The following is an 11412-nucleotide window of genomic DNA, read 5'->3' as shown; positions in this document are numbered from 1 at the left end:
GTAGAATTTGCCTGGCTTTTGTCTATAATAGGGAAAGAATGGGGTGCCAGTTTTATGCTGCTTCGGGATCTGCTTGCTCCCTTGTTGCCTGTGAGCGCAACAGGGGATGACAGCATCGAAATCACAGGGATAACGGCAGATTCACGCAAAGTAAAGCCCGGCTTTTTATTTGTCTGCTTGTCAGGCTTTACCGTGGATGGACATACGTTTGCGGCGCAGGCTGTGGAAAGGGGAGCCGTGGCTGTGTTGGCCCAAAAAGATGTGGACGTGCCAGCAACCATTGTTCGGGTTCCTGATACCCGCCGGGCAATGGCCATGCTGGCTGACCGCTTTTACGGGTCGCCGACGCGTGAATTGAAGGTGATCGCGGTGACGGGTACCAATGGAAAGACGACCACGACCCATCTGATCGACAAGATTTTGTCTGATCAAAAGAAGCGTACCGGCTTGATCGGCACCATTCACATGCGAATCGGCGATGTCGCCGAGGAAGTGAAAAACACCACGCCGGATGCGCTGGAGCTGCAGGAGAGCTTTCGCCGCATGCGCGATATCGATACGGAGTACGCCATTATTGAAGCGTCTTCCCACGCGCTGGAGCTGGGACGCGTCCGCGGTTGCCATGTACATACAGCCGTCTTTACCAACCTGACGCAGGATCATTTGGATTACCACAAGACGATGGAAAATTACCGCCATGCCAAGTCGCTTTTGTTCGCCCAATTGGGCAACGAATACGATCCGCAGCGGATGAAAACAGCCGTGCTGAATGCGGACGACGAGGCTTCCGGCTTTTTTTCCGCCGTCACTCCGGCCAGAGTGATCACGTACGGAATCGACAGCCCTGCCGACGTCAGAGCGGCGGACATTGAGATCAGCACAAAAGGCACGTCGTTTGTGGCCCATACGTTTCGGGGCTCTGTCAAACTGTCGCTCAAGCTGATGGGCAAATTCAACGTCTACAATGCGCTCGCGGCAATGGCTGTCGGACTTGCGGAAGGGATTTCGCTGGAAGACATCAAGGCCAGTCTCGAAGCGGTGAAAGGCGTGAACGGGCGGTTTGAGTCCGTTGACGCAGGGCAGCCCTTTGCTGTGCTCGTCGACTATTCGCATACGCCGGACAGTCTGGAAAACGCACTCGTGACGATCAGGGAGTTTGCCAAAGGAAAAGTGTTCTGCGTCGTCGGCTGCGGCGGTGACCGGGATAAAACAAAGCGCCCGATTATGGCGCAAATTGCTTCGAAGTACGCGGATTTGACCGTCTTAACTTCAGATAACCCGCGGTCCGAGGACCCGCAGGCGATCCTCGACGACATGCTCGCCGGCCTGACGGAGACGGCCGCAGACCGCTACAAGGCGATCGTGGACAGACGGGAAGCGATTGAGCATGCCGTTTCCCTTGCCGCAGACTGCGATGTGATTCTGATCGCCGGAAAGGGCCATGAGACATACCAGATCATCAAGGGTGAAGTCCTTCCCTTCGACGACCGCGAAGTGGCAAAAGAAGCCATCAGAGGGCAGAAGAAAGCATAGAGGCACATATTTTTGAATAGCATCAGAGAAAGGAGGGTCGGGCATGTTCGCTGACAACGTACTCCTAGTCACGATCGTAGCCGCGTTTCTCATCGCAGTACTCATCGGTCCCCTGTTCATCCCCGTCCTGCGCCGCTTGAAGTTTGGGCAGGCGATACGGGAGGAAGGACCACAATCCCATCAGAAAAAAGCAGGGACTCCCACTATGGGGGGGACCATCATCTTGTTGGCACTCATATTCACTGTGCTCAAATTTGCCAATGCCACCATCGAAGTTCTCTTTCTGATGCTGGTAACGATCGGATACGGATTGATCGGTTTTTTGGATGACTACATCAAGATCATCAAAAAGCGAAATTTGGGACTGACTGCAAAACAAAAATTTGCCGGCCAAATCCTTTTAGCTATCGGTGCCTACTATCTTTTGCACCTGATGGGCCACGACACCTCGCTCCATCTGCCAGGCACCCCTTGGAATATCGAGCTGGGCGTTTTGTACTTCCCGTTCCTGTTGTTCCTGCTGGTCGGTACCACCAATGCCGTCAATATTACAGACGGACTGGACGGACTCTTGGCAGGAACAGGAGCGATTGCATTTGGAGCTTATGCGATCATTGCCTGGTTCAGCCAGAATTACGATACGGCGATTTTCAGCGCCTCTGTAGTCGGCGCGGTTCTCGGATTTCTCGTATTCAACGCTCATCCCGCCCGCGTGTTCATGGGCGATACCGGCTCGCTGGCGCTCGGCGGAGCGTTGGCAGGCATTGCGATCATGACCAAAACGGAACTGTTATTGGCCATCATCGGCGGCGTCTTCGTCGTCGAAACCTTGTCTGTGATCCTTCAGGTGGTTTCTTTCAAAACGAGAGGAAAGCGCATCTTCCGCATGAGCCCGCTGCACCATCACTTTGAATTGACGGGCTGGTCAGAGTGGCGGGTCGTCGTCACCTTCTGGCTGGTGGGGATTTTCTTCGCCGGATTGGGCGTCTACCTCGAGGTGGTGACCCTGCGATGAACAAGTACCAAAAAGAGCACGTCGTCGTACTGGGCATGGCAAAGAGCGGTGTAGCGGTAGCCAAACTGCTGCACCGCTTTGGCGCGCATGTCGTCGTGAACGATCAAAAGCCGCGCGAGGAAGCGGTCGGCGCGGACGAGCTGGAGTCGCTCGGCATCGAGGTCATCTGCGGCTGCCATCCGGATGATCTAATCCATCCGGGAGTTGCGCTTGTCGTCAAAAATCCGGGCATCCGCTATGAGGCGGCGCCGGTAGCCAAAGCGCTGCAGCTGGGTATTCCGGTCGTCACGGAAGTAGAGCTGGCGTATGAGCTTTCGCAGGCGCCGAACATCGGCATTACAGGCTCCAACGGAAAAACAACGACGACTACTTTGATCGGATTGATTTTAAAAGAAGCGGGAATCGACGCTCTTACGGGGGGCAATATCGGAACGGTTCTGTGCGGCCTCGCGGAGCAAGCCCGTCCCGATCAGTGGCTCGTGGCGGAGTTGAGCAGCTTCCAGCTGATGGGGACGCTTGCGTTCAAACCGAAAATCGGGGTGCTGATGAATATTTACCCGGCCCACCTCGACTACCATCGCACGATGGACGAGTACAAGGCGGCCAAATGGAGGCTGTTTGCCAACCAGACGTCAGACGACATCGCCATTTTGCCTTACGATCAGCCTGAAGCCTGGCCGGCGGCCGAGGATTTGCGGGCATCTGTTTATTACTTCAGCAAAAAGCGGCCTGTTCCCCGTGGCGTCTGCGTAGACAACGGGGTCATCGTCTACGTAGACGCAGCGGGGGAGCGGGAGGAAATTTTGCCGCTGGACAAACTGTCTGTGGCACATCTGGACAACGCGCTCGCGGCCGCGTTGGTCGGCAAGCTGGCAGGAGCTGACAGCGATGCGATAGCCAAGGTGCTGTCAAGCTTCGCTGGAGTGGAGCATCGGATGGAGTATGTCGGAACAGTAGCGGGAGTCAAGTACTACAATGATTCCAAGGCGACCAATCCGGAGGCAGCCTCGCGAGCGCTCCAGGCCCTCTCCGAGCCGACGGTCTGGATTTGCGGAGGGCTGGACAGAGGCGTGACGTTTCACGAGCTCGTGCCAGTGATCCAAAAGAACGTCAAAGCCGTGATTGCCTTCGGCCAGACAGCGCCTATTTTGCTCGAAAGGGCCAAAGAAGCAGGAATCAACAGGCTCATCCATGTCGATACTGTGGAAAAAGCCGTTATTGCCGCTTCCGAGGCAGCCGTGCCGGGCGATGTTGTCCTGCTGAGCCCGGCGTGCGCGAGTTGGGATATGTTTCCGTCGTTTGAGGTGCGGGGGAGCATGTTTAAGGACGTTGTGCATAGACTTAAAACAAGCCTAGCATAACGCCTTGTCCCTGCACCGCCTACAGCCAAATGACATTCATCTCGGGACGGCGTGAGAAAGGAATGACTTTGCACGATGAGCAAGGTACGCTCTGCCCCCGATTTCATGATTATTTTTGCAACACTTTTTTTATTAGGAATTGGCATCGTGATGGTGTACAGCGCCAGTGCCATCGTTGCACAAAGGGCCCCGTTCAACGACCCGTATTTCTTCGCCAAGCGCCAGCTGATCTTTGCCCTGCTCGGGATCACCTCGATGTATCTGATGATGAATATCGACTACTGGGTATGGAAGCAGTGGGCCAAGCTTGGCTTCATGATCAGCATCGGTCTTTTGATCGTCGTTCTGCTCATCGGGATCGAGGTCAACGGTTCAAAAAGCTGGCTTGGCTTTGGGGCATTCGGGATACAGCCGGGCGAGTTTGCCAAGCTGGGCGTCGTCGCGTTCCTGGCGCGCTGGCTGTCCGACAACCAGAAACAAATCGTGCTGTTTCGCGCCGGGCTGGCACCGGCACTGGGCATTCCGGTCGTCTGTTTTGGCTTGATCATGCTGCAGCCAGATCTTGGCACGGGGACCGTTTTGATGGGGACAGCGGTGATGATGATTTTTGCGGCGGGAGCGCGGATCAGCCATTTTGTCGGTCTGGGCATGATCGGTCTCGTCGGCTTCGTGGGACTGGTTCTGTCGGCTCCCTACCGGATCAAGCGGATCACTTCGTTCCTCGACCCCTGGCAAGACCCGCTCGGCACAGGCTATCAAATCATTCAATCGCTGTACGCGATCGGTCCCGGCGGCTTGTTCGGCCTGGGGCTTGGACAGAGCAGGCAAAAGCACTATTACCTGCCGGAGCCTTACAACGATTTTATTTTCTCGGTCATTGCCGAGGAACTCGGGTTTATCGGGGGAACACTGGTGCTTCTCGTGTTCCTTCTGCTTCTGTGGCGGGGCATGCGTACGGCGATTACCGCGCCCGATCTGTTCGGCAGCCTGCTGGCGCTGGGGATTATCGGCATGATCGCCATTCAGGTCGTGATCAACGTAGGGGTTGTCACCGGCATGTTTCCCGTTACCGGAATCACCCTGCCTTTCCTCAGCTACGGCGGCTCATCACTGACGCTGATGCTGACAGGGGTAGGGGTATTGTTAAACATTTCGCGGTTTTCCAGATAAAGCGGGAAAACGGCAAACTTGGGTGAAGGTGATTGCTATGCGTGTAGTCCTCACAGGTGGAGGCACAGGTGGACATATTTATCCGGCGCTTGCGGTGGCGAAAGAAATCTCTCGCCAGAAGCCGCAAGCTGCCTTTTTGTACATAGGCAGCAAAAAAGGTTTGGAGGCGCAGCTGGTTCCGCGTACGGACATTCCCTTCCAGTCGGTGGAAATCGCCGGTCTCAAACGGAAGCTGACTTTCGACAACGTGAAAACATTGTGGAAATTCATCCAGGCTGTCTCCTTATCCAAGCGGATGCTCCGCGAGTACCGGCCCGATGTTGTGATTGGCACCGGCGGGTACGTCTGCGGCCCGGTTGTTTACGCTGCGGCTCGTCTCGGGATACCTACCGTGATTCATGAACAAAATGTCGTACCGGGTTTGACCAACAAATTTTTGGCCCGTTATGTCGATCGCGTAGCTGTCTCGTTTGAGGAGTCGCTTTCGTTTTTTCCCGCTGGCAAGACTGTGCTCACCGGAAATCCGCGGGCGACCGAAGTGATGCACGGAGATCCGATGGCGGGCAGAGCTTTTCTCGGGGTAGACGAGGACAAGCGTGTCGTGTTGATCTTTGGCGGAAGCCGCGGGGCGCGAGCGATCAATGAAGCTGCTTTGGCCATTGCGCCGCGCATGGAAGAGTTTCCCCGTACCCATTTTGTTTACGTAACCGGTGACATTCATTACGATTCCATCACGGCGGCCTTGCGGGAAAAAGGGGGGCAGCCGCGCAACCTTTCCGTCTATCCTTTCGTCCACAATATGCCGGACCTGCTGGCGGCTGCCCATCTGATGGTAGGCCGTGCCGGGGCGTCCAGCCTCGCTGAGCTGACAGCATTAGGCGTACCCTCCATCCTGATTCCGAGTCCGTACGTTACCAACAACCATCAGGAGAAAAACGCCCGCGGGCTGGAGAAAGAGGGGGCTTCCATCGTCATTCTGGAGAGCGAGCTGAACGGTGAGAGGCTGTCGGAATCGCTTGCTTCCATTTTGGGAAATGAAGCGAGATGGGCTGAGATGAAGGAGTGCTCCCGAAAGCTGGGTATGCCTGACGCAGCGACGAAAATTTATCAGGTGCTCACGGAGCTGAAACGGTAAAAACGTCTTTTTTGGGCGACTGTCACGCCAATATGGGCGATCGCATAGTATAGAGCAAACACGTGATAAGGCCTAGGTCCGACCTAGCATGTGTATCAGGAGGTTCACGAATGAAGCAGATCACAGATGAATTGAAGCAGGCGGATATTGGAAAAGTGTGGACCGATGAACCTCTCGCCAATCATACCACTTGGCGGATTGGGGGTCCTGCTGATTTGTTAATCCAGCCCAAGGATAAGTCAGCGCTGCTGACAGCCTTGAAAATCATCCATCGTCATGATATTCCTTGGAGTGTTATCGGGCGCGGCTCCAACCTTCTGGTGAGGGACGGAGGGATGCGCGGAGCCGTGCTCAAGGTGGCTGAGGGCTTGAGTCACTGCGAATTCAGGGGCGAAGAGGTGTGTGTGGGTGCCGGATATTCCATGATCCGCCTGGCGGTGGAAACAGGCAAAATGGGATTAACAGGTATGGAGTTTGCGGGAGGTATTCCTGGTACAGTAGGCGGAGCCGTCTACATGAATGCGGGGGCGCACGGATCGGATTTGTCACGTATTATCAAAGAAGCCGAAATCCTCTTTGATGATGGTGAAGTCAAAGTGTTGAACAACGAAGAACTGAGCTTCAGCTATCGGACGTCCCTCTTGCAAAGGCGCAAGGGAATTGTGCTGGAGGCCCGCTTTGGGCTGCGGCAAGGCGACCGCAAAGAAATAGCGGCTACGCTGGCAGCCAACAAGGAACGGCGGCGCAATTCGCAGCCGTTGCAAATGCCCTGTGCCGGAAGTGTCTTCCGCAATCCTCCGGGAGATCACGCTGGCCGTTTGATCGAGGCTGCCGGCTTGAAAGGCTTTCGCTATGGGGGAGCTCAGGTGTCCGAGATTCACGCCAATTTTATCGTCAATCGGGGAGGCGCTACGGCTGCCGACGTCCTCACCTTGATTACGCACATCCGCTGCACGATCAAAGAAAAGTTTGGCGTTGATTTGCATCCGGAGGTGTTGGTGGTGGGCGAGGGGTAACACGGAGGTGAAAGTTTGGATACTTTTGCGATCGAAGGCGGAAGACCTCTGTCTGGTTCGCTTCGGGTCCAAGGAGCCAAGAATGCTGCCCTTCCCATCCTCGCTGCGACAATCCTCGCGGAAGGGCAGTTTTATATCTATGATGTTCCCCACCTCAAGGACATTGAGGTGATGCTGGAAATTTTAGCTGCACTGGGAGCCAGCACAAAGCATGCGAAGGGAAGCGTCCATCTGGATACGACTTCCGTATCCGTGCCGCATGTTCCCGATGATCTGATGGGGCAAATGCGTTCTTCGATCTTTTTGGCTGGACCGCTTCTTGCCCGCTTGGGAGAGGTGACGATCTCTCGGCCAGGCGGCTGTTTGATCGGGGAGAGGCGGATTGACCTGCACCTGGCCGGCTTGACGGCGCTCGGTGCAAAAATCGAAGAAGCAGAGGGCTATATCACATTTCGAGCAGATCAATTGTATGGTACCAACATCTTTCTCTCATTCCCGAGCGTGGGGGCAACTGAAAACATCATGATGGCTGCTGTGTTGGCAAAGGGAACGACACGCATCTGCAATGCCGCCAGGGAACCGGAAATTGTCGATTTGCAAAACTTCCTGAACGCCATGGGCGCACGCATCTGCGGGGCCGGAACGGACACCATCGAGATCAATGGCGTCGCCAGACTGCGTTCTGTCAGCTATCGCATCATCCCCGATCGGATCGTAGCGGGAACTCATCTCCTGGCGGTCGGAGTGTCGAAGGGACACATTGAACTGACCAATACCATCCCCGAGCATCTCACCGCTGTAATTGAGGTCGCCCGTAGCTGTGGTGTTGAAATCAAGACCTACCATGATATAATGGAAATCAAGAGCACAGGCAGCCCGCTTGCCTACGAACGGATTATCACCTCTCCGTTTCCCGGTTTCCCGACCGATTTGCAGGCGCAGCTGATGGTGTTCTTAGCTCAGGCAACAGGAACAAGTGTAATCAAGGAGACGATTTTTGAGGGAAGATTCAAACATGTGAACGAATTGGCGCGAATGGGCGCCTCCATTTACGTCGACCTGGGTTCCGCGATCATCCGCGGCGTAAAGAAACTGTCAGGTACGAGTGTCGAGGCAAGCGACCTGCGAGCAGGTGCCGCACTTGTTCTGGCGGGATTGGCGGCGGAAGGCACCACCACGGTATCGCAGGTTCATCATATCGACCGTGGCTATGAGCGGCTGGAGCTGCAGCTGCAGCAGTTGGGTGCCCGCATTTCCCGCGTGTCGATATAGACAAGAAGAAAGTGAGCGGCATATGCTATGCCGCTTTCCCTGTTTTGTAAAGTGGCAGTTATTTATAGCATCTCCAATATTTTACAGGTTTCATCCGGATGGAAGCAGGGAAGCTTTCAGAAGGAATTTCCGCGTACAAGTGCTCGGCGCGTGACACGCTAGCGTAGTGAGGAAGGGTTGAGTCATGGCGGTAATCGAAGAACGCATTCCGCACGTTAAAGAGCAGCGTCCACGGCGAAAAGGAAATCGTAAGCTGGTTGTATTGCTCGTTCTGTTTTTTTTGATTGTATTGATCGTTTTGTTCATACGCTCGCCGTACAGCAAGGTTCAGGAAATTCAGGTGTATGGAAACGACATGTATACAAGCGAAGAGATCATCGCTCATTCCGGCCTGACGCTCGGCATGCAGTTTCTGAATGTGTGGGAAAGCCAGGTGCAAAAAGCAAGCAAGCCTTTGGAAGGGGTAAAAGGCATCACCGTGGAACGCTCCTTTCCCGGCGTGATCCGCCTGCATGTGACCGAATACAGGCGGGTAGCGTTTTGGAATGGCCAGGACGGCAGCAGGGCTCCGCTTCTGGAGAACGGGAAGGTGCTGAGGCAGGTGGATTTTTCCAAGCGGATGGTGGACAGGCCGTTGATCAGTTCATGGCCGAACCCCGAGATGCTTCCCGACCTGGCGAAAGCGCTCGCCAAGGTGTCCCCGGCCGTTTTGGGCGAAATCTCCGACATTGCCCTGACGCCGACACTCTATGACAATCAGAGGGTCACGTTGTTCATGCGGGATGGGAACGAGGTCAGAAGCGTCGTATACAAGCTGGATACGATGCTGAATTGGTATCCGACAATCGTGCAGGAATTGCCAAAAGGGGTAAAAGGGGTCCTCTCGCTGTTTGAGCAGCCATGGTTCGTACCGTATTCGAATCCTGGCTCGCCCATTCAGCTTCCTGCCGGTGGGTAATAGCCCCAATCGTTTTAAGTATGGGTAAAAGGGGTAGCTGCAAAATGGGTCGTCGTCATAAATTTAACTTGTACCTCACTCTTGTCACTTTTTGCACGGGATTTCTGGTGGCAACATCGGTCGAGACGACCAAGCTGTTGCAGCGGGAACGCTTGAATGACCAGCAGTTTCAGCAGGAGACGCAATTAACCGAGCGCATTTTGGCGGAAAAGGAGCAGAACCGCCACCTGGAGAACCAGCTGCTCGATCTGCAGAGGCAGGTCGGAAAGGTGGAGGAGGCGATGGCGCAGCGAAAATCGGAGGGCGCCAGCATACTCAGTCAGCTGGAAGCGGCGAGGATGATGGCCGGGGTTGTGCCGGTGGAAGGCCCGGGGCTCGTCGTCACCATGCAGGACAGCCAAAACGCCGGAAACAGCACGGACGTGGCCAACTACATCGTCCATGAACAGGACGTCCGGCTGGTTGTCAACGAGCTTCGTGCCGCCGGGGCGGAAGCGATCAGCATCAACGGGCAGCGGCTGGTGAGCAATTCGTCCATCCGCTGCGTAGGGCCGACGATCATTGTAAACGGCATCAAATCGGCGGCTCCTTTCGTCATCTCGGCGATCGGAGAGCCTAACACGCTGGAGAGCGCCCTTAATCTTCCTGGCGGCGTTATCCAGACGCTGCAAGACTTTGTGCAGATCGAAGTGGCCAAAAAAGAAAAGCTCAAACTGCCAGCTTATGTAGGTGACGCAAAGACCAAACATTCCTAGGTGAAGGAAGCGTTTCTCATGTTGCAAAAAAGCCGTAAAATCACATTTATTCTTGCCATTATTAGTGCTATTATAGGGGTTATGTTGACCGTTCAGCTCAGAAGCAGCCTTCATCCGGCACACAAGGAATCGCGGAGCATTGCCGAACTGCGAACGTCGCTTCAAAAAGAACTGGAGAAGCACAAAAGTCTTCTGGCCGACATCTCCAAATACAATCAGCTGTACTATCAGTACGAGACTGCACTCAACGAGGATGAGAGTCTTTCTGTCATGAAGGAAGAATTGGCGAGGAATCGAAAAATGGCGGGATTGGTCAGTGTCGAAGGTAAGGGGATCATCCTGCGGGTGGTCGATGCCCCGGTGACTACTGCCGAAGCGGGCCTTGACGGAGGGATGACCGAGCCGGTGATCGGAGGTTACACGCTTGACGATGAGGACCTTAGATGGCTCGTCAACATTCTCTTTGCCAATGGTTCTCAGGCCATTTCCATCAACGGCCACCGGATGGTCGCAACGACTCCGATCCGCTATGTCGGCAACGCCATTCAAATCGATACCAGAACGATTCAGCCGCCTTACGAGCTGAAAGCGTTGGGGGAACCGGACGTGCTGCTCTCGGCGCTGAAGCTGGAAGGAGTAGAAGAAAACTTTCGACTGGCCAACAAGGAGATACTTGCAGAAAAGCGGGACAAGCTGATCATTCCGGCTAATCGCGAACAGCGCCCCATTCAATACATGAAACCTGTGAAAGAAAAAGGAGAATCCTGACATGTGGCTCCCGCTTATCGGACTCATCGTTGGCATCGCGGTCGGATTTATGCTGGATTGGCGAGTGCCTCAAGAATACAGCAGCTATCTGTCCATCGCCCTTCTGGCCGGTCTGGACACGATTTTCGGGGGGATCCGTTCCTATCTGGAACGCACGTTCAATGTAAGAGTGTTTATGTCCGGCTTTTTCTTCAACACGCTGTTTGCGGCCGGACTGGCATTTATCGGGGGCTTTCTCGGCATCGACCTCTACCTTGCCGCGATTGTTGCTTTCGGCGTGCGTTTGTTTAACAATTTGGCGGTGATTCGGCGGATAGTCCTCTCCCGTTGGATTAACCAGCAGGAGTAGGGAATCGCCCTAAATTGGGAAGAAGGTCATATTTTCACAAAAATTCGTGATCAAAAAAAGGGAATGGTAGTCCTGTGTTG

At 54.7% G+C, this 11412-nt stretch carries 11 protein-coding genes; all 11 read left to right on the top strand.

Going from position 1 to position 11412, the window contains the following annotated elements; genetic code table 11:
- Positions 1 to 54: 54 nt before the first annotated feature.
- On the top strand, positions 55 to 1533 hold the full coding sequence (locus tag Q3F21_RS04700) for a UDP-N-acetylmuramoyl-L-alanyl-D-glutamate--2,6-diaminopimelate ligase (RefSeq protein WP_340250309.1): 1479 nt from the start codon (positions 55 to 57) through the stop codon (positions 1531 to 1533).
- Between the two features lie 43 nt (positions 1534 to 1576).
- Positions 1577 to 2548, top strand: coding sequence for a phospho-N-acetylmuramoyl-pentapeptide-transferase (gene mraY, locus Q3F21_RS04695; protein WP_003386259.1), 972 nt, complete (start codon positions 1577 to 1579; stop codon positions 2546 to 2548).
- Positions 2545 to 3909, top strand: coding sequence for a UDP-N-acetylmuramoyl-L-alanine--D-glutamate ligase (gene murD, locus Q3F21_RS04690; protein WP_340250308.1), 1365 nt, complete (start codon positions 2545 to 2547; stop codon positions 3907 to 3909). Before mraY ends, murD begins: the two co-directional genes overlap by 4 nt.
- A gap of 75 nt (positions 3910 to 3984) precedes the next feature.
- Positions 3985 to 5079, top strand: coding sequence for a stage V sporulation protein E (gene spoVE, locus Q3F21_RS04685; RefSeq protein WP_340250307.1), 1095 nt, complete (start codon positions 3985 to 3987; stop codon positions 5077 to 5079).
- Positions 5080 to 5116: 37 nt separating this feature from the next.
- Positions 5117 to 6214 (top strand): undecaprenyldiphospho-muramoylpentapeptide beta-N-acetylglucosaminyltransferase, encoded by a 1098-nt coding sequence (murG, locus tag Q3F21_RS04680; protein WP_340250306.1) that lies wholly within the window; start codon positions 5117 to 5119, stop codon positions 6212 to 6214.
- Positions 6215 to 6324: 110 nt separating this feature from the next.
- Positions 6325 to 7230 carry a UDP-N-acetylmuramate dehydrogenase gene (gene murB / locus Q3F21_RS04675; protein WP_340250305.1) on the top strand — a complete coding sequence of 302 codons (906 nt, stop codon included), beginning with the start codon at positions 6325 to 6327 and terminating at the stop codon, positions 7228 to 7230.
- Positions 7231 to 7245: 15 nt separating this feature from the next.
- Positions 7246 to 8502, top strand: coding sequence for a UDP-N-acetylglucosamine 1-carboxyvinyltransferase (murA, locus tag Q3F21_RS04670; protein ID WP_340250304.1), 1257 nt, complete (start codon positions 7246 to 7248; stop codon positions 8500 to 8502).
- A gap of 184 nt (positions 8503 to 8686) precedes the next feature.
- Positions 8687 to 9460, top strand: a complete 774-nt coding sequence (locus tag Q3F21_RS04665) for a cell division protein FtsQ/DivIB (protein ID WP_340250303.1) — start codon at positions 8687 to 8689, stop codon at positions 9458 to 9460.
- Between the two features lie 44 nt (positions 9461 to 9504).
- Entirely contained in the window at positions 9505 to 10215 is a 711-nt protein-coding gene (locus tag Q3F21_RS04660; RefSeq protein ID WP_340250302.1) for a DUF881 domain-containing protein, read from the top strand.
- Positions 10216 to 10233: 18 nt separating this feature from the next.
- Positions 10234 to 10983 carry a DUF881 domain-containing protein gene (locus Q3F21_RS04655; protein WP_340250301.1) on the top strand — a complete coding sequence of 250 codons (750 nt, stop codon included), beginning with the start codon at positions 10234 to 10236 and terminating at the stop codon, positions 10981 to 10983.
- A 1-nt stretch (position 10984) separates the two neighbouring features.
- Positions 10985 to 11332 (top strand): small basic family protein, encoded by a 348-nt coding sequence (locus Q3F21_RS04650; RefSeq protein ID WP_003386249.1) that lies wholly within the window; start codon positions 10985 to 10987, stop codon positions 11330 to 11332.
- Positions 11333 to 11412: the final 80 nt, after the last annotated feature.

Source organism: Brevibacillus borstelensis, from assembly GCF_037834415.1.
Taxonomy (GTDB): Bacteria; Bacillota; Bacilli; order Brevibacillales; family Brevibacillaceae; genus Brevibacillus; species Brevibacillus borstelensis_A.
The sequence above is the reverse complement of the archived record's forward strand: the minus strand, read 5'-3'. Positions and strand labels throughout refer to the sequence as shown.

Coding starts and splice junctions, on each gene's coding strand:
- murD (WP_340250308.1), top strand. CDS start 2,545: ATGAACAAGTACCAAAAAGAGCACGTCGTCGTACTGGGCATGGCAAAG.
- spoVE (WP_340250307.1), top strand. CDS start 3,985: ATGAGCAAGGTACGCTCTGCCCCCGATTTCATGATTATTTTTGCAACA.
- Q3F21_RS04650 (WP_003386249.1), top strand. CDS start 10,985: ATGTGGCTCCCGCTTATCGGACTCATCGTTGGCATCGCGGTCGGATTT.
- murB (WP_340250305.1), top strand. CDS start 6,325: ATGAAGCAGATCACAGATGAATTGAAGCAGGCGGATATTGGAAAAGTG.
- Q3F21_RS04665 (WP_340250303.1), top strand. CDS start 8,687: ATGGCGGTAATCGAAGAACGCATTCCGCACGTTAAAGAGCAGCGTCCA.
- Q3F21_RS04700 (WP_340250309.1), top strand. CDS start 55: ATGCTGCTTCGGGATCTGCTTGCTCCCTTGTTGCCTGTGAGCGCAACA.
- mraY (WP_003386259.1), top strand. CDS start 1,577: ATGTTCGCTGACAACGTACTCCTAGTCACGATCGTAGCCGCGTTTCTC.
- murG (WP_340250306.1), top strand. CDS start 5,117: ATGCGTGTAGTCCTCACAGGTGGAGGCACAGGTGGACATATTTATCCG.
- Q3F21_RS04660 (WP_340250302.1), top strand. CDS start 9,505: ATGGGTCGTCGTCATAAATTTAACTTGTACCTCACTCTTGTCACTTTT.
- Q3F21_RS04655 (WP_340250301.1), top strand. CDS start 10,234: ATGTTGCAAAAAAGCCGTAAAATCACATTTATTCTTGCCATTATTAGT.